The following is a 25,728-nucleotide window of genomic DNA, read 5'->3' as shown; positions in this document are numbered from 1 at the left end:
AGAGGCAGAGCCATGAGCTACCGCATCGCCCCCAGAAGGGTCTCCTTCGACTGGCAGGAGACGCCGCTGCACTGGATACCGGACGAGCCCACCGCCACCCACGTGATCAACGTGCTGCACCTGCTGCTGCCCGCGGGGGAGCGCTGGTTCGTCAAGGTCTTCAAGGAGGCCCTCCCGCTCGTCCGCGACGAGGAGCTCCTCAAGGACGTCAAGGGCTTCATGGGCCAGGAGGCCACGCACAGCGTGCAGCACTCCTACGTCCTGACCCACCTGGCCGAACAGGGCCTGGACACCGGCCCGTACACCCGGCACGTGGACTTCCTCTTCGACGTCCTGCTCGGCGAGAAGCCCCCGTTCGGGCTGCCTCTCACCGAGCGCGAGTGGCTGCGCTTCCGGCTCTCGGTGATCGCCGCGGTCGAGCAGTTCACGGCCGTGCTGGGCGACTGGGTCCTGCGGGCGGAGGAGCTCGACCGGGCCGACCCCGACCCGGTGATGCTCGACCTGCTGCGCTGGCACGGCGCCGAGGAGGTCGAACACCGGGCGGTGGCCTTCGACATGTACGAGCACTGCGGCGGCGAGGACACCGCCCGCTACGCCCGCCGGCTGCTGGGCATGGCCGTCACCGCCCCCGTGCTCCTCTACCTGTGGGCCTGGGGCGCGCGCTACCTCATCCGGCACGACCCCGTGCTGGCGGGCCGGCTGCGCTACTCGCTGCGCGAGCACAACAAGGCCGCGGCCAAGGGACTTCTGCCGTCCTGGCGCGAGCTGGGCCGCGCCGTGCCCCGCTACTGCCGACGGTCGTACCATCCCTCGCAGGAGGGGTCGCTGCGCAGGGCCGTCGACTACCTGGCGACCTCCCCCGCGGCCCGGACCGCCGCGGGTGCCCTGGGCCGGGCAGCCCTTTCGTAAGGAGCAACACCCTTGACCGACCACCCCGCCGAGTACCGGATCGAGGACCTGGCCCACCGCAGCGGCGCCACGGTCCGCACGATCCGCGCCTACCAGGACCGCGGACTGCTGCCGAAACCGGAGCGGCGCGGCCGGGCCAACGTCTACGGCGAAGGCCACCTGAACCGGCTCCGCCAGATCGCCGGCCTCCTGGAGCGCGGCTACACCCTGGCCAGCATCAAGGAGTTGCTGGAGGCCTGGGACGCGGGCCGTGGGCTCGGCGGGATCCTCGGACTGGTGGCCGAGGTCGACGGCCCCTGGTCCGACGAGAAGGCCGGCCGGATCACGCGCGCGGAGCTGAACGACAGGTTCGGCGGGGCGCACAACGACGAGGCGGTGGCCGAAGCCGTGGAACTCGGCGTCCTGGAGCGGCTGCCGGACGCCCTGGACACCTTCCTCGTACCCAGCCCCCAGGAACTGGCCGTCGCCGCCGAACTGCACGCGGCCGGGGTGCCGCTGCCCGCCATCTCCGGTCACCTCCGCGAACTGCGCATCCAGGTCGAGCACATCGCCGGCCGCTTCCTCGACTTCACCACCGAGCACGTCTTCGGGCAGTACCTCGGCCACCCGCCCTCCGACGAGGAGGCCGCCGAGGCCGCCGCCCTGGTGCGACGGCTGCGCCCACTCGCCCAGCAGACCGTCGATGCCGAACTGGCCCGCGCCATGCGGACCCTGGCCACCCGCTACCTCCGCAGCCACCTCGACGAGACGGCGACGGAGGGAGCGGAGGCAGCGGAGACAGCCACGCCTCCGGCCCCGACGCCGGCGTCCCCGGCCGAGCACCCCTCTCGGACCACCCCGGCCGCCGTCCCCTCCGCCCCCGGCCCCGCCGTGGAACCGGTGCGGCTCCCCCGCCGCACCGTCCACGCCGTGCGGGCCCTGGTCGGGCCGGAGCCGGAGCGCACCGAGGCGTTCATAGCCGCCGCCGCGGAGCGCGAGGTGCAGGCCCGCACCATGGACGCGCTGGCCGACCGCAGTTGAGGCGGTGCCCGGTCAGCAGTCCGGCAGCCAGTTGCCGTGGAAGCCGTGCGGCACACGCTGCGGCAGGTGCACGGTGGCCACGGGCGCTGCGCCGACGTCGTCCGCGTCGAGTATGACGAGGTCACTCGTATCGGTGGCGGCATCATGCACGTACATCAGCAGCCACCCGGGCCCGCCGGGCCGGTCGTCCGCAGGTGCGAACGCCGCCTCGGAGGGCGTGCGGCCGGGACCGAGCGCATGCCGTGCGACCGACCCCGTGAGCAGGTCGTAGCGCAGCAGCTCGCCCGGCACGGCACCGATCCCGGGCCCCGCGGCGACGGTGGCATGGCCGTACCGCGCGGCAAGCCCGGCCAGCCGGTCGTCGATGCGGGGGAACTCCGCTGGCCGGTCGTCCAGTTGCTCCTCGGTCACCGTGCCCCGGGTCAGGTCGGCCGTCCAGCGCCACAGCTCCGGCGCGGCAGGCCCGGGCCCGGCGGTCCCGAAGTGCGAGTAGCGGACCACGTGGAGCACGATCCGCTCACCGTCGGCATCGCTCTCGTCATGGGCGTTGAGCGCGTGGAAGACGTAGCAGGGATCGATCGGCAGCCAGCGGATCTCCCCGTGCGGATCGTCGCGGCGCAGCACGCCGAGCCGGGCCCCGTGGCCGGGATCCCAGACGAAGGGCAGCCCGCCACCCGGCTTCCCGGTGCGGTCCCGGTCGAAGACCACGGGCAGATCCATGAAGACGACGTGGCGGGCGGTGAGATGGAAGTCGTGCATCATCGTGGGCACGGGCACGTCGACGGACCGGCTGACGGTCAACTCGCCCTCGGCGTCGGCACGGTGATAGGTCAGATAGGGCGGCTCTAGTGCGCCGTACCCGAAGAAGTGCAGCTCTCCGGTGTCCGGACAGGTCTTGGGGTGAGCGGTCATCGGGGTGTTCAGCCGCCCGCCGAAGTCGTGCGGGCCGACGGTCCCCAGCTCCTGCCCCGGCCTGAAGTCCAGTTCATAGGGGAAGGACCATTCGGCCAGGGCGAGTGTGCGCCCCGCATGCCGCACCACATGGGTGTTGGCACGCCCTGCGGCGAGATCGCGGCGTCCGTCCTTGTCGCGTATGGGGGCGTCGTGGGTGAAGCTCGATGTGCGGACCCAGCGGTTGCGGTAGGAGGTGGCACGGCCGCCCTCCAGGCGGACCCCGTGGATCATGCCGTCGCCGAAGAACCAGTGGGCGGAGGCCGCTTCGTGCGGATTGGGGCCGTTGCGCACGTACCAGCCGGTGAGTCCGGGCGGGATCGCTCCGGTGACCGGGAGGTCGTGGGCGGTCAGTTCTCTGCTCACCGGGGCGAAGTTCCCGGCAAGGTGTGCGGGTGCGGTCGTCATGGTGCGGACCTCCTGGGAGTCCTGCGGGGTCGCGTGCGCTGGTCGGCGATCGGTCGCCGGGACGGTGCTCGTGCAGCGTGTGACGTGCGGCGTACGGTCGAACTTCGCTTCTACTGTGCCGCGTTGGCGGCCTGGGCCCGGACCCGCGCTCGGACTCGCTCAGGGTAGCGAGCGGTGAACAGAGCAGGCAGGGCGAAGCCGGCGACCTGGACCGGGACGGAGACACCGCTGCCGAGCCCGGCGGCGGTGATGGCGGCCAGCGCCACGGCCGTCAGCGTGAAGGCGCCGGCCCATACGGCGGTGATCACCACGTTGATCCGGCGGAACACCGGGTGGTCCCAGACCTCGGGCGGGGTCTGCCGCTTGGCTATGCCGGTGGTGAAGGGGCTGCCGACGGCGAGCGTCGCCGAGGCCGTGAGGGCGAGCCAGCCGAACGACATGGCCCCGCCGTAGTGCCGCAGGCCGCTGTGCGGGAGGGAGAAGGCCAGGGCGGTCAGCGCGGCGAAGTACACGAGCGTGCTGTACTCCAGGATCAGCGAGTCCGCCGTCACCCCCTCCCGGCGCTGCGCGACCAGCAGTGCCACGCCGACGACGAACGCCGTGGCGGCGGCCCACCGCCAGCCCGCCGCGGACACGACGGCGAACGCGATCCAGGGAATGAAGCCGCGCAGATAGTTCACGTAGTTCATGAGAGGCCCCCCACAAGCCGATGGAACGGGCGCCACGCCCGCACTCGGGCCGTACCGTCGACCTTCCACTGCCGACATGTCAAAATTAGAAGGTCCAACCTTGACGTGTCAAGACTGGAATGTAGTCTGGGGTCATGAGCCTGAGACACGCGATGCTGGGCCTGCTGGCAGAGCGCCCCGCCAGCGGATACGACCTGATGAAGCGGTTCGAGACCTCGCTCACCAACGTGTGGCCGGCCACCCAGAGCCAGGTCTACGGCGAGCTGGGCAAGCTCGCGAAGGCCGGGCTGCTGGAGGTCGCGGCGGAGGGCCCCCGCGGCCGCAAGGAGTATGCAATCACCCCGGAGGGCCGCGCCGAGCTGCGCCACTGGCTCGCCGGGACCCGGCCGGACCGGTCGCGCCGCAGCGAGATGCTGCTGCGGGTCTTCTTCCTCGACCTGCTCACGCCGCTGGAGGCCGTCACCTACCTCTCCACCGAAGCCGAGCGCGCCGCCTCGCTGCGCGCCGAGCTCGAGCAGGTGGAAGAAGCGGTCGAGTGGGACGACGGCCCGCTGTCCGTCAACGGCCGCCTGGCCCTGGAGTACGGACTCCGCCTCAGCGCCATGCAGGAGGAGTGGGCCCGGTGGGCGGCCGAGCAGCTCGGCGGGGCGACAGCGGCCGAGGCCGGAAAAAGCTGAGGTCATTGGCCCTCCACGGGCCTCCTGGGGCAGGATCGGCCGGTATGGAGCACAGCGTCGGCCTGCCGCCGTTCCCCAGCACCGAAGCCGCCGTCACGGCCCTCCGCGAGACCGCGGACCGGCACGGCCGTGAGTTCCTCGTCGAACACGCCGTCGGCGCCGACCAGTCCGCGCGCCGCAGCGCGGCGGGCGCGTTCGCGGTCACCGACGAGGACGGCTCGCTGCCGCACGAGGCCCTGATCGAGCTGCCCGGGAGCCCGGAGATCGAGATCCAGGTCTTCTCCGAGGGCGACAGTCACATCACCGTGGACGGCATCACGTTCCACGACGTCCCCACCGCGCACGCCCCGGCGTTCCTTGATGCCGTCCTGGCGCGCCGCGCCCGGGTGAAGACCACCTGGTATCCGCCCTTCGCCCGGCTCATCGTGCCCCTGCCCGGCGACATCACCTACAAGGAAGTCGTCACCATGGCGTACGGCAGCGGCATGACGCACTGGCTCAGCAGCATCACCCGCTGAACCGGGACGGAACCGGCGGGGTTCACAGCCCGGGGGCGCCCCACACCGGGAACCACCGGGACAGGTCCTGCTCGATACGGAGGTCGTTCTCCAGCAGTGCCCGCACCTGGAGTTCCAGGGCGCTGTCCCGCTTGTCGCCGCCGCCCGCCACGGGCGCGAAGGGGTAGAACGTACCGCGCTTGTAGAGGTAGACGAGCGCGAGGGACCGCTGTCCGGCGTCCCGGAACCCCATCAGCGAGCAGAGCAGCTGCGGCCCGAAACCGCCTTCCTGCAGCAGGGTGTTGACCGCGTGCAGGTCGTTGACCAGGGCGGCGGGGTCGTCGGCCGGCCGGCGCGCAAGCAGCCAGGTGTAGCCGTAGCCGTCCCCGCTGAACTCCACCGGCGCTCCGCCCCGTTCGGCGTCGGCGTCCAGCAGGTCCCGTACGTCCTGCTGGATTCGGGCGAACGCCCCGCCCTCCACGCTCGCGAAGCAGACCGAGCCCAGCCCGGTCGGCGTGAAACCGGCGCCCGCCTGGAGGGTGACGGCGGCGGAAGGCAGGCCGAAGAGCTGGTCGAGGTCCGGACGGACCGGCTTGCTGCGGCCGAGGATGACGTCCAGAAGGCCCACGGATCACCACTCCTTGTCAGCCGGACGCCGGAAGTCGACGGCCGGAACCCCTCGTCAGCCGCGCCCGAGCTCCGCCGAGATCCGGCCGAGCTGCTCCAGCCGCTGTTCCAGCGTCGGATGGGAGGACAGCAGCCTGCCCAGGCTGTCCTTGGAGAATGCGGGCGCGAAGTAGAAGGCGTTGAACGGCTCGGCCTGCCGCAGGTCGCGCGTGGGGATCCGGGCCATCTGCCCGGTGACCTTGGTGAGCGCGGAGGCCAGCGCCGAGGGCCGGCCCGTCAGCAGCGCGGCGGCGCGGTCGGCGGACAGCTCGCGGTAGCGGGAGAGCATCCTGGTGAGCAGGAAACTGATCGCGTAGACGACGGCGCTGATGAGCGGGATCAGCATCATGACGATCGCGGTGTTGCTGTCACGGCCGCCGACCCGGCGGAAGCCTCCCCACAGCCCGATCCGGGTGATGAGACCGGCCAGCACGCCCAGGAACGAGGCGATGGTCATCACCGCCACGTCGCGGTGGGCCACGTGGGAGAGCTCGTGCGCCAGCACGCCCTCCAGCTCCTCCGGCTCCAGCCTGCGCAGCAGCCCCGTCGTCGCGCACACCACCGAGTTCTTCCGGCTGCGGCCGGTGGCGAAGGCGTTCGGCACGTCGCTGTCGGCGATCGCCACCCGCGGCTTGGGCATGTCCGCGAGCGCGCACAACCGGTCGACGGCGCCGTGCAGTTCGGGCGCCTGCTCCGGGGTGACCTCACGGGCTCCCATGCCGAAGGCCGCGATGCGATCGCTGAACCAGAACTGCGCCACGAACAGGCCGCCCGCGAGGAGCAGGACCATCGGCCAGGCCCCGCGCAGCAGCACCATCAGCACGCCGACGAAGACGACGTAGAGCAGCCCGATGAAGAACATCGTGCTCACCATGCGCGTGGCCAGCCCCCGGTCGGGAGCGAAGCGAGTGCCTTGCATGGGGAACCTCCAAGGCTCTGCGAACCGTGCCCCCAGTAGGTGCCTCTGCCCCGATTCTCCCTCGCGGCGCCTCTTTACGGCGTAAAGCCGGGGCCAAGTGCTCAGCCGTTCTTCGACTGCAGGCCGGCTGTGGCTGGTCGCGCCCACGCGGCGGAGCCGCAAATTCGGCAGAGCCCCGCGCCCCTACGGGGCGCCCTCCGTCGCGACCTTCTCGAACACCGCCGTGTCCGCCTCGAAGATCGAATCGGCTATCGGCCAGTGCAGCACGATCTCGTCGATGCCCAGCTCCGCGTAGCGGCCCGCGAAGTCGGTGAACGCGTCGAAGGACTCCAGCGGCCGCTCCGGGGCGAAGCCCGTCAGCAGCACCTTGTGCATGCCGGAGACGTCCCGGCCCGCCCGGTCGCAGGCCTCGCCGAGCCGCTCGATCTGTCCGGCGACCGCGGCCCGGGACTGCTCCGGGGTGCCCGTCTCGGCGATCTTCGGGTCGCCCGTGGTCACCCAGGCCTGCCCGTACCGCGCGGCGAGGCGCATGCCGCGCGGGCCCGTGGCCGCGACGGCGAAGGGCAGCCGGGGGCGCTGCACGCAGCCGGGGATGTTGCGGACCTCGGTCGCGGAGTAGTGCTCGCCGTCGTGCGAGACGACGTCCTCGGTGAGCAGGCGGTCCAGCAGCGGGACGAACTCGGCGAAGCGGTCGGCGCGCTCGCGCGGCGTCCAGGGCTGCTGCTCCTCCTTGAGCAGCGCCGTGGCGTCGAAGCCGTTGCCCCCGGCGCCGATGCCCAGCGTGATCCGGCCTCCGGAGATGTCGTCCAGGGAGATGAGCTCCTTGGCGAGCGTGACCGGGTGGCGGAAGTTGGGGGAGGTCACCAGGGTGCCGAGGCGCAGCCGGGAGGTGGCGGCCGCCGCGGCCGTCAGCGTCGGTATCGCGCCGAACCACGGGCCGTCCCGGAAGCTGCGCCAGGACAGGTGGTCGTAGGTGTACGCGGTGTGGAAGCCCAGCTCCTCGGCCCGCTGCCAGGACGCACGGCCGCCCTCGGACCAGCGGCGGTCGGGAAGGATCACGGTGCTCAGTCGCATGACACCGAGCCTACGGGCAGGGTCGGACATCCGGCCCCCGGAGGGTGTCCGGTGCCAGCCGGATATGACGGGTGCCTATGGCGGGCGCGTGTCACGGCCGGCGCCCCGGGGAAGGCACCCGGCGCCATCGCACGGCCCGTACCCGCACCCGCCCTCCGAACGCCCGTGCGCCCGCGCCCGCCCCGTGACCGAGAATGGGACCGTGACTTCAGCTATCGAGCAGCCCGAGACGCCGGCCACGCGCCGGAGAGCAGCCGCCGTCACTCCCAGGCTGATCGCCACCGACCTCGACGGCACACTGCTGCACGACGACAAGACGGTGTCCGAGCGCACCGTCGCGGCCCTGGCCGCCGCCGAGGAGGCGGGCATCGAGGTCTTCTTCGTCACCGGCCGCCCGGCCCGCTGGATGGACGTCGTCAGCGAGCACGTGCACGGTCACGGCCTGGCGATATGCGCCAACGGGGCGGTGGTCGTCGACCTCCGCGACGGCGGCCGTTTCCTGGAGGTCCGCCCGCTGGAGACGGCCGCCGCGCTCGCGGTCGTACAGGCCGTACGGGCCGCGGCCCCCGGTGCCTCGTTCGCCGTCGAGTGCACCACCGGCCTCCACTACGAGCCGCACTACCCGCCGTTCCAGCTCGACTCCGCCACGGTCGTCCCCTCCGCCGAGGCGCTGCTGACCGGTACCGACGGCCGGCCGGGCCCGATCGTCAAGCTGCTCGCCTTCCATCCGGTGCTCGGCCCCGACGAGTTCCTCGCCCTGGCCCGCACGGCGGCCGGCGACCACGGCTGCGTCACCCGCTCCAGCCCGACCGCCCTGCTGGAGATCAGCGGTGCGGGCGTGAGCAAGGCCAGCACGCTGGCCCGGTGCTGTGCCGAGCGCGGCATCTCCCCGGAAGAGGTCGTGGCGTTCGGGGACATGCCGAACGACCTGGACATGCTCACCTGGGCGGGCACGTCCTACGCCATGGCGAACGCGCACCCCGAAGTACTGGCGGCCTGCACGAACCGCACGGCCGCCAACACCGAGGACGGAGTCGCCCTCGTCATCGAGCAGTTGCTGCACGGTCTGACGTAGCACGCGCGCGTAGGCAGCGCGTCGACCGAGCGGCATCACACGTGCACCCCGTGCGAGCGCAGCCACTCCAACGGCTCGACCGCAGAGCCGAATTCGGGTGTCGTGCGGATCTCGAAGTGCAGGTGCGGGCCGGTGGAGTTGCCGGTGGTCCCGGAGAGCCCGATCCACTCGCCCGCGCGCACCCGGTGCCCCGGTGCCACGAACACCGCGGACAGATGGGCATATTGGGAGTACCAGCCGTTGTCGTGCCGGATCACCAGGCTCATGCCGAACGCCCCGCCGCACCCGGCCGCCACCACCGTCCCGGCGCCGACCGCGCGCACCGGTGTGCCGATGGGGACGGCGAAATCCTGACCGGTGTGCCCGCTCTGCCAGTTGGCGCCGGTGCCGCCGAACCCGGCCGACAGCTCGTAGGAGACCACCGGCCGCGTCCAGCCGCTCGGCGAGATCTCCGCGCCCGGCCGGCCGGCGTCCGGGTCCGCCTCGCCGCCCTGGACGGAGGGACGCTCCATCGGCACGCAGCTGCCGGTGCGCACGGCGCTCTCCGCCATGCCGTCCAACTCGCTGCGCGCGTTCGCAAGCCGGTCCTCCGCCACGCGCTTCTCCTCGCCCAGCCGCCCGGCGTCGGCCTCGAGCGTGCGCCAGGAGGCGGCGGACGACTTCTCCTGGGCCGCCAGGGAACGGCTCCGGTCGTCCGCCTCGGTCAGCATCCGGGCCAGCAGGGTGCGCCGGCCCGCCTCGGCGGACTGGACGTCCAGCAGTTCGAAGGGATCCTCGGCCCCGGCCGCGCCGGCCGGGACGGTGAAACCTCCGGTGCGGTACTGCGCACGGGCCACGGCGCCGACGTCGTCGTGCAGCGCGTCCGCCACGATCCGCTGCCCGTGCAGCAACTGGGCCGCCTTGTCGGCCTCCAGGCGTTGTTCCCTCGCCGCACGCAGGCTGCGCTCGTACCGCAGCCGCGCACGGCCCGCCTCCTGGGTCAGCCGGAACAGTTCGGAGCCGATCTGAGGCACCCGCGCCGCAGCTCCGTCGGCGGCGGACGGCCCCGAGCCGAACAGCGGGGCGGCCACCACGCACAGGGAGCACAGGGCGGCTCCCCCGCGATACACACGATGACGGTGTCGCATGGACGCGATCTTGGCTCGCACCCCGCCGGTGCGCCCGCGCAGAGGACCGTTCGGAGGACGAGCGTGCGGCCGACCGGGGGCGCGCCGCGCAACCCCGGCCCTTGCGCCGCAGCCGCCCTACAGCGGCGCCTCCCAGACCACCCGGGTCCCTCCCCCGTCCGCCCCGAGCCCGGACCCGTACGAGCTGGAGCCGCCCAGCGACTCGGCCCGCTTGGCGAGGTTGCGCAGTCCGCTGCGGCGCCCGCCCTCCGGGATGCCGATCCCGTCGTCGGCCACGGTCAGCCGGACCGCCTCCCGGCCGTCCGGCAGCGTGACGGTGACGTCGACGACGATGTCGATCCGGGTGGCCTGTGCGTGCCGGAAGGCGTTGGACAGGGCCTCGCGCAGGGCGGCGACGAGGTTCTTGCCGGTGCGTTCGCCGACCTTGGCGTCGACCGGGCCGATGAAGTTCACCGAGGGGTGGAAGCCGAGCGGCACGGCGGCCGTGCCGGTCTCGCGCAGCACGCGCGTGCGCAGCCCGGCGGGCGCCTCGGTCGGCTCCTGCTGCAGCGCGAAGATGGCCGTGCGGATCTCCTGGATCGTCACGTCCAGCTCGTCCACCGCCTGGCCGACCTTCTCATGCACGTCCGGTTCGGCCGCCTTGCGCTGTGCGCTCTCCAGCAGCAGTCCGGTGGCGAACAGCCGCTGGATGACGAGGTCGTGCAGATCCCGTGCGATGCGGTCGCGGTCCTCGTAGACGGCCAGCCGTTCGCGGTCGCGCTGTGCCTCCGCGAGGACGAGTGCGAGAGCGGCCTGTGCGGCGAACTGAGCGGCCAGTCTGCGTTCGGCAGGGGTGTACTTGCGGGCGCCGCGGCGCCGCGGCGTGGCGAGCGTGCCGAGCACCCGGTCGCCGCTCTTGAGCGGCAGCAGCATGCTCGGGCCGAAGAGCGGGGCGACCGACGTGACCATGCGCGGGTCGGTGGCGGAGTCGTCGATGAACACCGGCTCACCGGCGAGCAGTTGCCCCACGACCGGGCTGTGCGGCGGTATCACCGTCCCCAGCAGTCCGGCCGGGTCCTCCGCGGAGACCGCCACTATCTCCAGGCCGCCCTCGTCGTCCGGCAGCAGCACGATGCCCGCGGCCGAGTCGGCGAGCCTGCGCGCCTGTTCGGCCACGACGGCCAGGGCGTCCTCCGCGTCGCTGCCCGACAGCAGAGCCGTGGTCACGGCGACGGAGCCGTCGATCCAGCGCATCCGCTGGCGGCTCTCGTCGTGCACGCGCGCGTTGCCGATCGCGATGCCCGCCTCCGTGGCAAGGATCTTCACCATGTTCAGGTCGGCGATGCTGAACTCCCCGCCGCCGCGCTTCTCGGTGAGATACAGGTTGCCGAAGATCTCGCCCTCGACCCGGATCGGTACGCCCAGGAAGGTGCGCATCGGCGGGTGATGGGGCGGAAAGCCGGCGGACCGCGGGTCGGAGGACAGGTCGGCGAGCATGACCGGGGCGGGCTGATGGATCAGCGCGCCCAGCAGTCCTCGATGTCCGTCCGGCAGGGCGCCGATGCGCTCGCGCTGCTCCTGGGTGACCCCGTGGGTGATGAAGTCCGCGAGGCCCTCGCCGGTGGAGTCGATGACGCCGATGGCGGCGTAGCGCGCATCGGCCAGTTCGGCTGCCGTCTCGGCGATGCGGTCGAGCGTGCTGTGCAGTTCCAGCCCGGTGCCGACGGACCGCATGGCCTCCAGCAGTTGCGGGACGCGCGCGGTGAGCTCCGTCGACATGCCCTGCAGGCTGCGGGTGGCCTCCGTGGCAATGGCCAGCGGGTCCATCGCGCCCTGAGGGGCCGAGGAGTCCTGCGGGTCGGGGGAGTGCGCCGTGGCTGCCATGCCCTGAGCCTAATAAGTACCTTTTGCCATGGAAAGCGGCCGATGGACGGTGTCGGCGGTGTACGGCGCGCCGGACGCCCCGGACGTCGCCGCCGCCCCCAGCGCGTCCGCGGCCCGTTCCCGCTCCAGCATCCGGCGGAACGGCCCCTCGGCGGCGGCCAGCTCGCCGTACGGACCCCGCTGCACCGCCCGCCCCTGCTCCAGGACGACCACCTCGTCCACCGCCTCCAGCCCCGCCAGCCGGTGCGTGATCAGCACGGTCGTCCGGCCCTCCGTGGCAGTCAGCAGATCCGCGGTCAGTGCGTCGGCAGTGGCCAGGTCGAGGTGTTCCGCCGGCTCGTCCAGGACCAGGACGGGGAAGTCCGCGAGCAGCGCCCGGGCCAGCGCGAGCCGCTGCCGCTGGCCGCCGGACAGCCGCGCACCCTGTTCGCCGACGAGCGTGTCCAGCCCGCGCGGAAGACCGTCCACCCACTCCAGCAGGCGTGCCGCCCGCAGTGCCTCACGCAGTTCGGCGTCCCCCGCGTCCTTACGCGCGAGCCGCAGGTTCTCCCTCAGGGAGCTGTCGAAGATGTGGGCGTCCTGCGCGCACAGGCCCACCAGCCGCCGCACCGCGTCACCGTCCATGCGGGCCGCCGCACGGCCGGCCAGCGTGTACGCACCGGCCTCCGCGTCCAGAAAGCGCAACAGCACCTGCGCCAGCGTGGACTTGCCCGCTCCCGACCGGCCCACCACGGCCACCCGGCGTCCGGCCGTCAGCTCCAGTGCGAAGCCGTCGAGCGCGGGTACGGACTGTCCCGCGTACCGCACCGTCAGGTCCGTCAGACGCACCGGGAACGGCGACTGCGGCGCCGGCTCCGTGCCGTCCTGCACCGGCTCGGGCGCGTCCAGCACCTCCTGCACCCGCTCCGCGGAGCGCCGCACCCGCTGCCTGTACTGCACCGCGAGCGGCAGACCCTCCACGGCCTCGAACGCGGCCAGCGGGGTGAGCACCACCACCGCCAGCCAGACGCCGCCGAGGCGGCCGTCGTGCACTGCCTGGACGCCCGTCCAGGCGGCAGCGGCCACCGTCACGCCACAGGCCAGTGCCGACAGGCCGGAGCCCAACGCGGTGGCCGCAGCGGCACGACGGGCGATACGGGTGAGCGTGCTGTCGACACCGTCCAGCCGCTCCAGCCGAGCGGGCAGGGCGCCCGCGACCGTCAACTCGGCTGTGCCGGACAGCACATCGACCACCTGCGTGGACAACTCGCCGCGCGCAGGCGCCAGCTGCCGCTCGGCACGCCGCGCCACCGCACCCGACAGCACCGGCACGGCAACTCCCGCAACCAGCAGCCCCGCAGCGAGCACCGCGCCCGCCTCCGGGAGCAGCCAGGCGGTGAACCCCACCGAGGCCGCCCCGACGACGACGGCGGAGCCGAGCGGCAGCAGCCAGCGCAGGAAGTAGTCCTGCAGGGCGTCCACATCGGCCACCAGACGGGACAGCAGGTCGCCGCGCCGCGTCTCGCGCAGCCCCGCGGGGGCCAGCCGCTCCAGCCGTGCGTAGACCGCGACGCGCAGGCCGGACAGGATGCGCAGCACCGCGTCGTGCGAGACCAGGCGCTCGGCGTAGCGGAAGACGGAACGGCCGATGCCGAACGTGCGGGTCGCGGTGACGGCCACCATCAGGTACAGCACCGGGGGCTGCTGGGAGGCCCGGGAGATCAGCCAGCCGCTGACCGCCATCAGGCCGATGGCGCTGCCCAGGGCCAGCGTGCCGAGAAGGAGGGCGAGGGACAGGCGGTTGCGGTACGGCTTGCCCGCGGCCCGGACCCGGGCCAGGGGGCTCGCGCTCCGCGCAGGGGTGCGCGTGCCCGCCTGTACGCCCCCGTGCACACCGACAGGACCGTCAGGACCGTCGGCAGGGCCGGAGGACCCGGAAACAGCACCCTGCACCCCGGTCCGGCCGGAGGAGCGGGCGGGCGCGGCCCCCGGCGCGATCCGGATCACCCGGTCCGCCACCGCGAGCAGCGCCGGGCGGTGCACGACCAGGACCACGGTGCGGCCCGCCGCCAACCGGCGCACCGCGTCCACCACCGCCGCCTCGTGCTCCCCGTCGAGGGCCGCGGTCGGCTCGTCGAGCAGCAGGACCGGCCGGTCGGCCAGGAACGCCCGTGCCAGCGCGACGCGTTGGCGCTGCCCGGCGGAAAGTCCTGCTCCGTTCTCGCCGAGCCGGGTGTCAGTGCCGTCGGGCAGCATGGAGACGAAGTCGAGCGCACCGGCTTCGCGCAGTGCGTGCTGCACCTGCGCGTCCGTGGCGCCGGGCCTGGCCAGCCGTACGTTCTCGGCGACCGTCCCGGCGAAGAGGTGCGGCCGTTGCGGGACCCAGGCCACCTGGTTCCGCCAGCTTTCGGGGGAGAGCGATGACAGATCGGTACCGCCGACGAGGACCCGCCCGCTCGTGGGCCGGGCAAGGCCCAGCAGCACGTTCAGCAGCGTCGACTTGCCGGCGCCGCTCGGCCCGACGAGCGCCACCGTCTCGCCCGGGCGCACCTCGAACGAGGCATCGTCCAGGGCCGGTTCGGCCCGGCCCGGGTAGCGGACCACGAGCCGCTCGACGGTCAGCGCCGCCGTGCGCGCGTCCGGGGCCGGCAGCGTGCCCTGCGCGGCCGGCTCGGTCTCCAGCACCGCGAAGACCTGGTCGGCGGCCGCCAGGCCCTCGGCCGCCGCGTGGTACTGCGCGCCGACCTGGCGCAGCGGCAGATAGGCCTCGGGCGCCAGGACGAGGACCATCAGCCCGGTGTGCAGGTCGAGTTCGCCGCTGACGAGCCGCATGCCGATGCCGACGGCGACGAGCGCGACCGACAGGGTGGAGAGCAGTTCCAGGGCGAAGGAGGAGAGGAAGGCGATGCGCAGCGTCCGCAGCGTGGCCCGCCGGTAGTCGGCGGTGATCGCCCGGATCGACTCGGCCTGCGCCTTGGCGCGGCCGAAGACCTTGAGCGTCGGCAGTCCGGCGACGACGTCGAGGAAGTGCCCGGAGAGCCGGGAGAGCAGGCGCCACTGCCGGTCCATGCGCGACTGGGTGACCCAGCCGATGAGCGCCATGAAGAGGGGGATGAGCGGCAGCGTGAGGACGATGACGAGCGCCGAGATCCAGTCGGCGGAGACGATACGTGCCAGCACGGCGACCGGCACCACGACCGCGAGCCCCAACTGCGGCAGATAGCGGGCGAAGTAGGCGTCGAGCGCGTCCACGCCGCGCGTGGCCAGGCTGGTCAGCTCACCGGTGTCCGGGGCGTCCGGACCGAGCCGGGTGGCCCGGTCCAGCAGCCGCCTGCGCAGCTCGGACTTCACGGCCGCGCTCGCGCGGTGCGCGGTCAGCTCGGTGAGCCAGGACACCACGGCCCGCCCCGCCCCTGCGGCCGCCAGCAGGCCCAGCGGCACGGCCAGTTGCCCGGCCGTGCGCCCGTGCTGGAACGCCCCGGTCACCACGTCGGCGATGAGCATCGCCTGCGCGACGACCAGGCCCGCGCCCGCGAGGCCGAGCAGGACGGAGGCGGCCAGGAAGCCGCGGGTCGCGGAGGCGTACCGCAGCAGCCGGGGGTCGACGGGCTTCATCGTGGCGTCTCCTGGCGTTCGGGTCCGGTCCTGGTCCGGCGTTCTGGTCCGGCGGCCTGAGCGCTCCGCGGGAGGGGCAGTGCGTCAGCTGCGGGCTCGTCGTGGCTGGTCGCGCCCACGCGGCGGAGCCGCTGGGGGCACCTCCTGGGGGCACCTCCTGGGGGCACCCCCAGCGGTAGCTGGGGGAGTAACAGCCGCCCCCCTTCGGGGCACGATCACGCACCGGCGCTTCACCGAGCCCGCCTAGTGGGCGGCGGGGATGTGCTGGGTGCCGATCCGCTTGCGGAACACCCAGTACGTCCAGGCCTGGTAGGCGAGGATCACGGGGGTCATGAAGCCCGCGACCCACGTCATGATCTTCAGCGTGTACGGGCTGGAGGCGGCGTCGGTCACGGTCAGGCTCCATTCCGGGTTCGTGGAGGAGGGCATGACGTCCGGGAAGAGCGCCAGGAAAACCAGCGCGAAGGCGGCGGCGACAGCCAGCCCGGACAGGGTGAACGCCCAGCCCTCCCGGCCCAGTCGGTTCATCACCAGCGCGCCGGCCAGCCCGGCCAGGGCGACGATCAGGGCGACCAGGCTGCGTCCGTTGCCGGAGTCCGCCTGCGTCCAGCCCAGGAAGGCCACGGCGAGGGCGGCGGCGCCCAGGCCGTACCGGGCGGCGTGGGCCCGGGCGCGGTGGCGGATGTCGCCGGTCGTCTTGAGCGCGGCGAACACCGCGCCGTGGAAGGTGAAGAGCACCAGCGTGAACAGGCCGCCGAGCAGCGCGTACGGGCTCAGCAGGTCGAGCACGGAGCCGGTGAAGTTCTTGTCCGGCCCGATCGGAACGCCGCGCACGATGTTCGCGAAGGCGGCGCCCCACAGGAAGGCGGGCAGCAACGAGCACCAGAAGATGGCGTGTTCCCAGTTGCGCTGCCAGCGCTCCTCGGGCCGCTTGTGGCGGTACTCGAAGGCCACGCCGCGCACGATCAGGCAGACCAGGACCAGCAGGAGAGGCAGGTAGAAACCGCTGAAGAGGGTCGCGTACCAGTCGGGGAAGGCGGCGAAGGTGGCGCCGGCCGCGGTGATCAGCCAGACCTCGTTGCCGTCCCAGACGGGGCCGATCGTGTTGATCAGCACCCGGCGCTCGGTGCGGTCCCGGGCGAGCGTCTTCGTCAGCACGCCGATGCCGAAGTCGAAGCCCTCGAGGAAGAAGTAGCCGGTCCACAGGACGGCGATCAGCAGGAACCAGAAGTCGTGGAGGTGCATGGGGTGTCTCCGTTCCGCGGTCCGCGTGCAGCGGTCAGTACGCGAAGGTCATCGGCTTGTCGGCGTCATCGTGCTCCGTGCCGGAGCCCGTCGCACCGCCGGACGGCAGCCGCAGCCGGGGATCCTCGGCCGGCGGCTTCTCGTCGGTGTCCGGTCCGGCCTTGGCGTACTTCACGAGCAGCTTGACCTCGACGACCGCGAGCACGCCGTAGAGCAGGGTGAACACGGCCATGGAGGTGAGGACTTCGCCCTGGCTCACACCGGGGGAGACCGCCTTCGCGGTCTTCATCAGCCCGTAGACGGCCCAGGGCTGGCGGCCCATCTCGGTGAAGATCCAGCCGAAGGAGTTGGCGATCAGCGGGAACCCCATGGTCAGGACGCCGATGCGCCAGGACCACTTGGTGAAGAAGGGGCTCATCTCCCGGGTCTTCGTGAGCATCAGCCGCGGGACCTCGTTCTCGCCGGTGCGGAACTCGGGTGCCAGCCACAGCTTCTTGCGCGTCGTCCACAGTCCGATCAGGCCGGCGACGAAGGACGTCATGCCGAAACCGATCATCAGACGGAAGCCCCAGAAGGTCATGAAGATGCTGGGGATGTAGTCGTCCGGCTTGCCGCCGTAGCGCGCGGCCTCCTGCGCGGCGACGTCGTTGATGCCGGGGACGGCCTCGGAGAAGTTGCTGTGCGCGAGGAAGGAGAGTATTCCGGGGATCTCGATCTCGACGCTGTTGTGCCCCTTGGTGACGTCGCCGACCGCGAACACCGAGAAGGGCGCGGGCGCCTGGGTGTCCCACAGGGCCTCGGCGGCGGCCATCTTCATGGGCTGCTGCTCGAACATCACCTTGCCGAGCGAGTCGCCGCTGATCGCGGTGCCGAGGCCGGCGATGACGGCGACCACGAGTCCGACGCGCAGCGAGGCCCGCATCGCACCGATCTGGTGGCGCTGCTTCTCGCCGAGCTCCTCGCCGTTGATCTGCTTGCGCTTGGCCCGCCACAGGTGGAAGGACGCGATGCCGACCACGAAGGCGGCGCCGGTGAGGAAGGCGGCGGTGAGGGTGTGGAAGACGACGACGAGGGTGGTGTTCTGGGTCAGGACGGCCCAGATGTCGGTGAGGTGCGCCCTGCCGGTGTTCTTGTCGATGGAGTAGCCGGTGGGGTGCTGCATCCAGGAGTTGGCGGCCAGGATGAAGTACGAGGAGAGGATCGTGCCGACGGCGACGATCCAGATGCAGGCGCAGTGGATCTTCTTCGGCAGCTTGTCCCAGCCGAAGATCCACAGGCCGATGAAGGTCGACTCGAAGAAGAAGGCCAGCAGCGCCTCCATCGCCAGCGGTGCGCCGAAGACGTCACCGACGAAGCGCGAGTAGTCGGACCAGTTCATGCCGAACTGGAACTCCTGGACGATGCCGGTGACCACGCCCATGGCGATGTTGATGAGGAAGAGCTTTCCCCAGAACTTCGTGGCGTGGAAGTACTTGTCCTTGCCCGTGCGGACCCAGGCGGTCTCCAGACCGGCCGTGATCGCGGCAAGACTGATCGTGAGCGGGACGAAGAGGAAGTGGTAGACGGTGGTGATGCCGAACTGCCAGCGCGCCAGCGTCTCCGGAGCCAAAGCCAGATTCACTCGGTCTCTCCTTGCCTCTTGCTTCACCGGCGGGCCGGGCCGCCGACGGTATGCCCCCTTATGCCCCTTAAGAAGGGGGGTATAAGGGTGCGCTTGTGAACGCGTTCACATTCACAAGCATTATGGCGCACCGAGTTTTCGGACAACTCAGGGGGGTACCCCCTCCGGCCCTTGCGCAGGAGCGGGCGCACGGGAAGGCCCGTGGGAGGGGCAAGGACAAGGGCGCCGTGCCCCTCCCGCGAAGGGAGAGGCACGGCGCCCCGGCAGGCGTCGGCGGTCTCAGAGCTGCTTGCGGAACTCCTCGGCGACCTGCAGAACGATGTCGTTGGCCTCGGTCTCGCCGATCGTCACCCGCACGCCGTCCCCCTGGAACGGCCGCACGGCCACCCCGGCGGCGTCGCACGCGGCGGCGAAGTCCGCGGCCCGGTCCCCCAGCCGCAGCCAGACGAAGTTGGCCTGCGACTCCGGCACCGTCCAGCCCTGCGCGGCCAGCGCCGCGGCCACCCGCGCGCGCTCCTCCACCAGCGCGTCCACCCGCTCCTTCAGCGCCTTCTCGCTGCGCAGAGAGACGATCGCCGCCTCCTGCGCGACCTGGCTCACTCCGAACGGGACGGCCGTCTTGCGCAGCGCCGCGGCGACCGGCTCGTGTGCGATCGCGAAGCCGATGCGGAGCCCGGCGAGCCCGTACGCCTTGGAGAAGGTGCGCAGCACGCAGACGTTCGGCCGGTCCCGGTAGAGGTCGATCCCGTCGGGGACATTCTCGTCGCGGATGAACTCGATGTACGCCTCGTCCAGGACCACCAGCACGTCGGAGGGGACCCGGTCCAGGAAGGACTCCAGCTCGGCCCGGTGAACCACCGTGCCCGTGGGGTTGTTGGGGTTGCAGACGAAGATCAGCCGGGTCCGCTCGGTGATCGCGGCGAGCATCGCGTCGAGGTCGTGCACATCGCCCTCGGTCAGCGGGACCGGCACCGGAGTGGCGCCCGATACCCGGGTGATGATCGGGTACGCCTCGAACGAGCGCCAGGCGAAGATCACCTCGTCGCCCGGGCCGGCCGTCGACTGCACCAGCTGCTGGGCCACGCCGACCGAGCCGGTGCCGGTCGCCAGGTGCGTCAGCGGCACCTCGAAGCGCTCCGCCAGCTCGGCCATCAGGCCCGTACAGGCCATGTCCGGGTACCGGTTGAGCGAACCGGCCGCCTCGACCGCGCTCTCCAGCACACCCGGCAGCGGCGGGTACGGGTTCTCGTTGGAGGACAGCTTGTACCCGGCCGGGCCGCCCGTGGCCGCCGGCTTGCCCGGCTGGTAGGTGGGGACGCCGTCCAGCGCGGCGCGCAGCTTCGGGGTCTTCTCGGTCACCGCGGTCCTCCGGAGCAAGGGACATGAAGGGACATGAATACTGCACACCTTATGAGGATTCCCCCGGGCGGCGTCCAGAGTTTCCGGCGCGCTCCTGCTGCCGCAGTGCGCCGTGGCGAGCGCCCTGGCGCGCATCACCCGTGAAGGTGAGTTGAGACCTCTCCGAGACCTGGACCACCCCCGAGACCGGGATATGCCAGACGTCGACCAACCCCCGACGACCCGCTCAACCACCTGCATTTCCATGATCATTGGGCCGTGCAACGACTGCAGAAACGTGCCTGTCAACAGTGAAATGCCACGCCCTGCCGACGGACCAGGCGAGCCCTACTATCGGCTCGCCATGACAGCAGCAGGGAAGCATCAGGTGAGCCGGGCGGAAACCTCCCGCAGGGGCAGTCGGCAGGGAAGAGCGGGCATCCGCGATGTCGCCGCCGCCGCCGGGGTTTCGATCACAACCGTCTCGGACGCGCTCAACGGCAAGGGCCGGCTACCGGACGCGACCCGCCGCCATGTCCGCGAGGTCGCCGACCGACTGGGCTATCGCCCGTCGGCGGCGGCCCGCACGCTCCGCACGGGCAAGTCGGGCCTCATCGGCCTGACCGTCACCACGTACGGGGATGAACCTTTCACCTTCACCGAGTTCGCCTATTTCGCGGAGATGGCCAGAGCCGCCACCTCGGCCGCCCTGGCCCGCGGCTACGCCCTCGTCATCCTCCCGGCGACCTCCCGGCACGACGTGTGGTCCAACGTCGCCCTCGACGGCACCGTCGTCGTGGACCCCTCCGACCACGACCCGGTCGTCTCCGACCTGGTCCGCCAGGGCATCCCGGTGGTCTCCGACGGCCGCCCCGCCGGCATCCTGCCCGTCACCGCCTGGGTCGACAACGACCACGAGGCCGCGGTCCTGGGCATCCTCGACCACCTCGCCGCCGCCGGGGCACGCCGGATCGGCCTGCTCACCGGCACCACGACGGACACCTACACCCGGCTGTCCACCACCGCCTACCTGCGCTGGTGCGAACGGATCGGCCAGGACCCGGTCTACGAGGAGTACCCCGCCCACGACCCCTGCGCCGGAGCCGTCGCCGCCGACCGGCTGCTCGCCCGGCCGGACCGGCCCGACGCGGTGTACGGGCTCTTCGACCCCAACGGCACCGACCTGCTGGCCGCCGCCCGCCGCTACGGCCTGCGCGTACCGGACGACCTGCTGCTCGTCTGCTGCAGCGAGTCCACCGTCTACGCCACCACCGAGCCGCCCATCACGACGCTGTCGCTCAAGCCGCGGCGGATCGGCACCGCCGTCGTCCAGCTGCTGATCGACGCCATCGAGGGGCTCGACACGGGACGGCCGGTGGAACAGGTCATACCCACCGAGCTGATCGTGCGTACGTCCTCCGAGCGGCGCCCGCCGCGCACCACCGTCAGCGCACCGCGCGGCCCGGCCACGACCTGACCGGCCCCGGAACGCTGTCCGGCACCCCGCCGACACCCCGGCGTCACCCGTGTGACCTGCACCGACCCGCCCGGCCCGCGTCAACCGCAGGCTTCCCGCATCCGGCCCACAGGGCATCGCGTCATCCAGCACGGCAGAGCCGTCCCCGCCCCTCACGGACCGGCGTGAGCGGCTCATTTAACGGAGCATATGGGGAGAAAATCCCGGCGATCCCGGTGGAGCTCCCCGATTCACAGCCCCTGGTGCGTCACAAGCCGCGACGGTCATTCCTATGATGGGCGCACGACACCACGGACCGCCGTCGACCAGGCAAGGTCCACAAGGTGCACGGCGGCGCGATGGTGGAGGGGTCGATGACTCAGGGGGCCGGTCAGGGACCTGCGGCACGGACCGCGGCGGCGATGCCGCCCTTCCCCGGGTACGCCGCTCCCCCGCCCATGCCCGGGTACGACCACGCGGCGCCGCCCGCCGAGGCCCCGTACCCGGAGTACGCGGCGCACGCGGACCACCCCGAGGGCTACACCCCGACCGCTCGCGACCTCCCCGTCATCGTCCGGGAACCGGTCCCCGGCGTGCCGCCGCAGGACGTGCCGACCGTCGAGCTGACGCCCATCACCGCCCCGCAGCAGCTCCCCCAGCAGCCCGTGCCCACCGGCCCGGGCCCGCTGTACGTCGTCGGCGACGTCCACGGCTACCTGGACGAGCTGCACGCCGCGCTGCACGCTCAGGGGCTCGTCGACGAGCACGGCCACTGGTCCGCGGGCAACACCCGGCTGTGGTTCCTGGGCGACTTCACCGACCGCGGCCCGGACGGCGTGGGCGTGATCGATCTGGTCATGCGGCTCTCCGCGGAGGCGGCGGCGGCCGGCGGCTACTGCAAGGCCCTCATGGGCAACCACGAGCTGCTGCTCATCGGCGCCAAGCGGTTCGCCGACACGCCCGTCAACTCGGGTGCGGGAACGGCCTCCTTCCAGGCGGCCTGGCTGCTCAACGGCGGCCAGCGCACCGACATGGAGCGCCTCGAGGACCACCACCTGCAGTGGATGTCCCGCCTGGACGCCATCGCCGAGGAGGACGGGCACCTGCTCGTCCACTCCGACACCACCGCGTACCTCGACTTCGGCGACTCCATCGAGGCCGTCAACGACGCCGTCACCGAAGCGCTGCAGCGCAACGACCCGGACGAGTGCTGGGACCTGTTCCGCAAGTTCACCAAGCGGTTCGCCTTCCGCGACGACGAGGCGGGCCCGTCGGCCGTGCGGGAGCTGCTGCAGACCTACGGCGGCCGCCGCATCGTGCACGGGCACAGCCCGATCCCCTACCTGCTGGGCGAGGTCGGCGGGGAGGACCCGGACGATCAGGACGGCGCGCCGCTCGTCGAGGGTCCCCATCTGTACGCGGACGGGCTGGCGCTCGCCATGGACGGCGGGGTCACGATGGCCGGAAAGCTGCTGGTGGTGCAACTTCCGCTGGTCGGCTGAGGGTTCGGCGGCGGCGTCCACGGGCACATGTCGAGTTCCACCGCCTCGGGTTAATTCGGGAAACCCGCTGTCACCCCGCGCCGGTGCGGCTCTACCATCGGCTTATCCGTAGCAGGCTCTCCTCCGTTTCCGCCCACCTGCCGGCAACAGGCCGGCTATCAGGCCCTACGGAGCATCGGGGGATGCACATGAACAGCGTTCCGCACCTGCTTGCCGAGGATCGTCCGGATTTCGAGCGGATCCTCGCCCAGGCACTGCGTACCGCGGACCATGACCCGGAACTCAACGCCCTGGCCGCCGCGACAGGACGGCGGCTCACCGCCGAACAGCTGCGCACGATGGCCATGGGCGCCATGACCGCCATCTCCGCCTGCGCCACGGCGGAATACGAGGACCTCATAGAAGCGCGCCGGGCGTTGCGCGAGCGCGCCCCGTCCGGCCGGCCGCAGCCCGTCGGCGGCGGACCCGCGCCCGTCGGCACCGCCGAGGACCCGTCGCCCGGGGAGACCCCGGGCGCGGGGGCCGGAGCGGTGCTGGTGGTGCTGGCCCCGGTGCTGGCGGGGATCGCCGCGATCCTCTTCCTGGCGATCGGCTACGTGCTGCGCACGGTCGGCTCGGACGCCCCGGTCGCGGGCTCGATGATCACGATCGGCTGGTGGTTCGGCGGCCTCACCGCCGTCGGCGTACTCGCCGCGACGGCGGGCATCCTGCTCACGGCCCTGCGCAACGGGGCGCCCCCGGAGGGCGACGACCGCCGCCGCGAGCTGGCCGAACAGGCCGACCGGGCCCGGGAGACGTGGCGCGAGGCACTGCTGGAGCGGGGCATCAGGCCGTTCTTGAGAGAGGCCCAGGCCAACGCCACGGCTCCGGCAACCCGTTCGCCGTCCGTCCCCTCGGCCCGCAACGGCCACGGCCGGACCCCCCATCTCGGCTACACCCGCCCCGGCTTCACCAGCCCCGACGAGGATCACACCGCCCCCACGCGCCCCCGCTTCACCAGCCCGGACTTCACCGGCCCCGATTTCGGGGGGCCGGAGCACCGGCTGGAGTGAGTGGCGAGCGGAAGAGCTCCGCGAAAATCGTATCGCCGCGAACCGGCGCGGCGCAGGTGTCCCGGGGAAAGGGACCCGGTCGTCAAGGCCCCTTTCCCGTACACCAGTCCGGCCGTTCCTGCTCTGTTCCGGCCTATTCCGCGATCGGCAGGTACACCCGGTTGCCGGCCGCCGCGAACTCCCGCGATTTCTGCGCCATTCCGGCCTCGGGGTCGACGGCGAGATCGTCGCCGTGCGCCCGCCGGATGTCCTGCGAAATCTTCATCGAACAGAACTTCGGCCCGCACATCGAGCAGAAGTGCGCCGTCTTGGCGGGCTCCGCCGGCAGCGTCTCGTCGTGGAAGGCGCGTGCCGTGTCGGGGTCGAGGGCCAGGTTGAACTGGTCCTCCCAGCGGAACTCGAAGCGCGCGTCCGACAGCGCGTCGTCCCACGCCTGCGCGCCCGGGTGGCCCTTGGCGAGGTCGGCCGCGTGGGCGGCGATCTTGTAGGTGATGACGCCGGTCTTGACGTCGTCCCGGTCCGGCAGGCCCAGGTGCTCCTTGGGCGTGACGTAGCAGAGCATGGCCGTGCCCCACCAGGCGATCATCGCGGCGCCGATGCCCGAGGTGATGTGGTCGTACCCGGGCGCGACATCGGTCGTCAGGGGGCCGAGCGTGTAGAACGGGGCCTCCTCGCAGATCTCCTGCTGGAGGTCGATGTTCTCCTTGATCTTGTGCATCGGGACGTGGCCCGGGCCCTCGATCATCGTCTGGACGTCGTGCCGCTTGGCGATCGAGTTGAGCTCGCCGAGGGTCCTGAGCTCGGCGAACTGCGCCTCGTCGTTGGCGTCGGCGATCGAGCCCGGACGCAGGCCGTCGCCCAGCGAGTAGGTCACGTCGTAGGCCGCGAGGATCTCGCAGAGCTCCTCGAAGTTCTCGTAGAGGAACGACTCCTTGTGGTGCGCGAGGCACCACGCGGCCATGATCGAGCCGCCGCGCGAGACGATGCCGGTCTTGCGGCGGGCGGTCAGCGGGACGTACCGCAGCAGCACGCCGGCGTGGACGGTCATGTAGTCGACGCCCTGCTCGGCCTGCTCGACGACGGTGTCCTTGTAGATCTCCCAGGTGAGTTCCTCGGCCTTGCCGTCGACCTTCTCCAGGGCCTGGTACAGCGGCACGGTGCCGATCGGCACGGGGGAGTTGCGCAGCACCCACTCGCGGGTGGTGTGGATGTTGCGGCCGGTGGAGAGGTCCATGACGGTGTCGGCGCCCCAGCGGGTCGCCCAGGTCATCTTCTCCACCTCCTCCTCGATGGAGGAGGTGACGGCCGAGTTGCCGATGTTGGCGTTGACCTTCACCAGGAACTTCTTGCCGATGATCATCGGCTCGGTCTCGGGGTGATTGACGTTCGCCGGGAGGACGGCCCGGCCGGCCGCGATCTCCTCGCGGACGGTCTCCGGGGAGACGCCCTCCCGGAGGGCGACGTACTCCATCTCCTCGGTGATCTCACCGCGCCGGGCGTACGCGAGCTGCGTCACCGCCTGCCCGCCCCGGCCCCGGCGGGGCTGGCGCGGGCGGCCCGGGAAGACCGCGTCGAGGTTGCGCAGGCCGCCGCGGGGCGAGGTGTGCTTGATGCCGTCGTCCTCCGGGCGCACCGGGCGCCCGGCGTACTCCGCGGTGTCGCCGCGGCCGATGATCCAGTTCTCGCGCAGCGGCGTCAGGCCGCGCCGAACGTCCGTCACGACCGACGGATCGGTGTACGGGCCGGAGGTGTCGTACAGGGTGACGTCCTGCCCGTTGGTGAGATGCACCCGCCGCACCGGGACCTTCAGGTCCGGTCGCGAGCCGGTCACGTAGTCCTTGTGCCAGCCGAGCTCCCGGCTGTTTTCGGACGTGCGTGCATCCTGCGAGGTCATGTGACCAGAACTCCCTACGCCGGCATTACCCGGTAACAGGTTCGGCGGTCGGCGCAGCGGTTTCCGTACGAACGAGAATTTCCCGTACGGCGGTCAGCGCCCTCTCAGCCCGGTGCTCCGAGCTCCCGCGATTGCAAAGGTGCCACCACGC

Annotated in this window: 20 protein-coding genes; 8 read left to right on the top strand and 12 right to left on the bottom strand. The window is 71.9% G+C overall.

The features are described from left to right. Window positions 1-12: 12 nt before the first annotated feature. Both ACLHRZ_RS19260 and ACLHRZ_RS19255 read left to right on the top strand, forming a co-directional pair. Window positions 13-909: a metal-dependent hydrolase gene (locus ACLHRZ_RS19260; RefSeq protein ID WP_490419710.1), complete on the top strand. Its 897-nt coding sequence runs from the start codon at window positions 13-15 to the stop codon at window positions 907-909. Between the two features lie 12 nt (window positions 910-921). Next, entirely contained in the window at window positions 922-1,929 is a 1,008-nt protein-coding gene (locus ACLHRZ_RS19255; RefSeq protein WP_490419709.1) for a MerR family transcriptional regulator, read from the top strand. A gap of 12 nt (window positions 1,930-1,941) precedes the next feature. On the opposite strand, the gene ACLHRZ_RS19250 is transcribed toward ACLHRZ_RS19255, so the two are convergent. Further along, window positions 1,942-3,288, bottom strand: coding sequence for a carotenoid oxygenase family protein (locus ACLHRZ_RS19250; protein WP_490419708.1), 1,347 nt, complete (start codon window positions 3,286-3,288; stop codon window positions 1,942-1,944). Window positions 3,289-3,398: 110 nt separating this feature from the next. Continuing rightward, window positions 3,399-3,977: a hypothetical protein gene (locus tag ACLHRZ_RS19245; protein WP_490419707.1), complete on the bottom strand. Its 579-nt coding sequence runs from the start codon at window positions 3,975-3,977 to the stop codon at window positions 3,399-3,401. Window positions 3,978-4,111: 134 nt separating this feature from the next. On the opposite strand from ACLHRZ_RS19245, the gene ACLHRZ_RS19240 reads away from it, so the two are divergent. Together ACLHRZ_RS19240 and ACLHRZ_RS19235 are read left to right on the top strand one after the other, a co-directional pair. After that, on the top strand, window positions 4,112-4,654 hold the full coding sequence (locus ACLHRZ_RS19240) for a PadR family transcriptional regulator (RefSeq protein WP_490419706.1): 543 nt from the start codon (window positions 4,112-4,114) through the stop codon (window positions 4,652-4,654). Between the two features lie 44 nt (window positions 4,655-4,698). Continuing rightward, on the top strand, window positions 4,699-5,172 hold the full coding sequence (locus tag ACLHRZ_RS19235; protein ID WP_490419705.1) for a hypothetical protein: 474 nt from the start codon (window positions 4,699-4,701) through the stop codon (window positions 5,170-5,172). Between the two features lie 22 nt (window positions 5,173-5,194). Here the strand turns inward: ACLHRZ_RS19235 and pspAB are convergent, their stop codons facing one another. From pspAB to ACLHRZ_RS19220, 3 genes are all read right to left on the bottom strand, one after another. Continuing rightward, on the bottom strand, window positions 5,195-5,779 hold the full coding sequence (pspAB, locus tag ACLHRZ_RS19230) for a PspA-associated protein PspAB (protein ID WP_490419704.1): 585 nt from the start codon (window positions 5,777-5,779) through the stop codon (window positions 5,195-5,197). Window positions 5,780-5,833: 54 nt separating this feature from the next. Next, window positions 5,834-6,736, bottom strand: a complete 903-nt coding sequence (gene htpX / locus ACLHRZ_RS19225; protein ID WP_490419703.1) for a zinc metalloprotease HtpX — start codon at window positions 6,734-6,736, stop codon at window positions 5,834-5,836. A 183-nt stretch (window positions 6,737-6,919) separates the two neighbouring features. Next, on the bottom strand, window positions 6,920-7,810 hold the full coding sequence (locus ACLHRZ_RS19220; RefSeq protein ID WP_490419702.1) for an LLM class flavin-dependent oxidoreductase: 891 nt from the start codon (window positions 7,808-7,810) through the stop codon (window positions 6,920-6,922). Window positions 7,811-8,012: 202 nt separating this feature from the next. Between ACLHRZ_RS19220 and ACLHRZ_RS19215 the strand changes: the two genes are divergently transcribed. Then, window positions 8,013-8,885, top strand: a complete 873-nt coding sequence (locus tag ACLHRZ_RS19215; RefSeq protein WP_490419701.1) for an HAD family hydrolase — start codon at window positions 8,013-8,015, stop codon at window positions 8,883-8,885. A 35-nt stretch (window positions 8,886-8,920) separates the two neighbouring features. Here ACLHRZ_RS19215 and ACLHRZ_RS19210 read toward each other — a convergent pair whose 3' ends face one another. The 6 genes from ACLHRZ_RS19210 to hisC form a co-directional block, all read right to left on the bottom strand. Continuing rightward, window positions 8,921-9,994, bottom strand: coding sequence for a M23 family metallopeptidase (locus ACLHRZ_RS19210; protein WP_490419700.1), 1,074 nt, complete (start codon window positions 9,992-9,994; stop codon window positions 8,921-8,923). Window positions 9,995-10,129: 135 nt separating this feature from the next. After that, entirely contained in the window at window positions 10,130-11,818 is a 1,689-nt protein-coding gene (locus ACLHRZ_RS19205) for a sensor histidine kinase (RefSeq protein WP_490419951.1), read from the bottom strand. 66 nt (window positions 11,819-11,884) lie between these two features. After that, window positions 11,885-15,469: a thiol reductant ABC exporter subunit CydD gene (cydD, locus tag ACLHRZ_RS19200; RefSeq protein WP_490419699.1), complete on the bottom strand. Its 3,585-nt coding sequence runs from the start codon at window positions 15,467-15,469 to the stop codon at window positions 11,885-11,887. 243 nt (window positions 15,470-15,712) lie between these two features. Then, entirely contained in the window at window positions 15,713-16,714 is a 1,002-nt protein-coding gene (gene cydB / locus ACLHRZ_RS19195) for a cytochrome d ubiquinol oxidase subunit II (protein ID WP_490419698.1), read from the bottom strand. Window positions 16,715-16,748: 34 nt separating this feature from the next. Further along, window positions 16,749-18,335, bottom strand: coding sequence for a cytochrome ubiquinol oxidase subunit I (locus tag ACLHRZ_RS19190; protein ID WP_490419697.1), 1,587 nt, complete (start codon window positions 18,333-18,335; stop codon window positions 16,749-16,751). Between the two features lie 279 nt (window positions 18,336-18,614). Beyond that, complete coding sequence (gene hisC / locus ACLHRZ_RS19185) at window positions 18,615-19,694, bottom strand: histidinol-phosphate transaminase (protein ID WP_490419696.1); 1,080 nt, start codon at window positions 19,692-19,694, stop codon at window positions 18,615-18,617. 343 nt (window positions 19,695-20,037) lie between these two features. Between hisC and ACLHRZ_RS19180 the strand changes: the two genes are divergently transcribed. The 3 genes from ACLHRZ_RS19180 (at window position 20,038) to ACLHRZ_RS19170 (ending at window position 23,683) form a co-directional block, all read left to right on the top strand. Next, window positions 20,038-21,150: a LacI family DNA-binding transcriptional regulator gene (locus tag ACLHRZ_RS19180; RefSeq protein WP_490419695.1), complete on the top strand. Its 1,113-nt coding sequence runs from the start codon at window positions 20,038-20,040 to the stop codon at window positions 21,148-21,150. 338 nt (window positions 21,151-21,488) lie between these two features. Further along, complete coding sequence (locus ACLHRZ_RS19175) at window positions 21,489-22,631, top strand: metallophosphoesterase (protein ID WP_490419950.1); 1,143 nt, start codon at window positions 21,489-21,491, stop codon at window positions 22,629-22,631. A 182-nt stretch (window positions 22,632-22,813) separates the two neighbouring features. Next, window positions 22,814-23,683: a serine/threonine-protein kinase gene (locus tag ACLHRZ_RS19170; RefSeq protein WP_490419694.1), complete on the top strand. Its 870-nt coding sequence runs from the start codon at window positions 22,814-22,816 to the stop codon at window positions 23,681-23,683. 133 nt (window positions 23,684-23,816) lie between these two features. Here ACLHRZ_RS19170 and thiC read toward each other — a convergent pair whose 3' ends face one another. Next, window positions 23,817-25,577, bottom strand: a complete 1,761-nt coding sequence (gene thiC, locus ACLHRZ_RS19165; protein WP_490419693.1) for a phosphomethylpyrimidine synthase ThiC — start codon at window positions 25,575-25,577, stop codon at window positions 23,817-23,819. Window positions 25,578-25,728: the final 151 nt, after the last annotated feature.

Source organism: Streptomyces sp. AM25, from assembly GCF_058146165.1.
This window is presented reverse-complemented; position numbering and strand designations above follow the sequence as displayed.

What these genes read in the sequence shown, in the direction of transcription:
- ACLHRZ_RS19260 (WP_490419710.1), top strand. Translation starts at nt 13, where the DNA reads ATGAGCTACCGCATCGCCCCCAGAAGGGTCTCCTTCGACTGGCAGGAG.
- ACLHRZ_RS19250 (WP_490419708.1), bottom strand. Translation starts at nt 3,288, where the DNA reads ATGACGACCGCACCCGCACACCTTGCCGGGAACTTCGCCCCGGTGAGC.
- ACLHRZ_RS19245 (WP_490419707.1), bottom strand. Translation starts at nt 3,977, where the DNA reads ATGAACTACGTGAACTATCTGCGCGGCTTCATTCCCTGGATCGCGTTC.
- ACLHRZ_RS19240 (WP_490419706.1), top strand. Translation starts at nt 4,112, where the DNA reads ATGAGCCTGAGACACGCGATGCTGGGCCTGCTGGCAGAGCGCCCCGCC.
- ACLHRZ_RS19235 (WP_490419705.1), top strand. Translation starts at nt 4,699, where the DNA reads ATGGAGCACAGCGTCGGCCTGCCGCCGTTCCCCAGCACCGAAGCCGCC.
- htpX (WP_490419703.1), bottom strand. Translation starts at nt 6,736, where the DNA reads ATGCAAGGCACTCGCTTCGCTCCCGACCGGGGGCTGGCCACGCGCATG.
- ACLHRZ_RS19220 (WP_490419702.1), bottom strand. Translation starts at nt 7,810, where the DNA reads ATGCGACTGAGCACCGTGATCCTTCCCGACCGCCGCTGGTCCGAGGGC.
- ACLHRZ_RS19205 (WP_490419951.1), bottom strand. Translation starts at nt 11,818, where the DNA reads ATGGACCCGCTGGCCATTGCCACGGAGGCCACCCGCAGCCTGCAGGGC.
- cydD (WP_490419699.1), bottom strand. Translation starts at nt 15,469, where the DNA reads ATGAAGCCCGTCGACCCCCGGCTGCTGCGGTACGCCTCCGCGACCCGC.
- cydB (WP_490419698.1), bottom strand. Translation starts at nt 16,714, where the DNA reads ATGCACCTCCACGACTTCTGGTTCCTGCTGATCGCCGTCCTGTGGACC.
- ACLHRZ_RS19180 (WP_490419695.1), top strand. Translation starts at nt 20,038, where the DNA reads ATGACAGCAGCAGGGAAGCATCAGGTGAGCCGGGCGGAAACCTCCCGC.
- ACLHRZ_RS19175 (WP_490419950.1), top strand. Translation starts at nt 21,489, where the DNA reads ATGGTGGAGGGGTCGATGACTCAGGGGGCCGGTCAGGGACCTGCGGCA.
- ACLHRZ_RS19170 (WP_490419694.1), top strand. Translation starts at nt 22,814, where the DNA reads ATGCACATGAACAGCGTTCCGCACCTGCTTGCCGAGGATCGTCCGGAT.
- thiC (WP_490419693.1), bottom strand. Translation starts at nt 25,577, where the DNA reads ATGACCTCGCAGGATGCACGCACGTCCGAAAACAGCCGGGAGCTCGGC.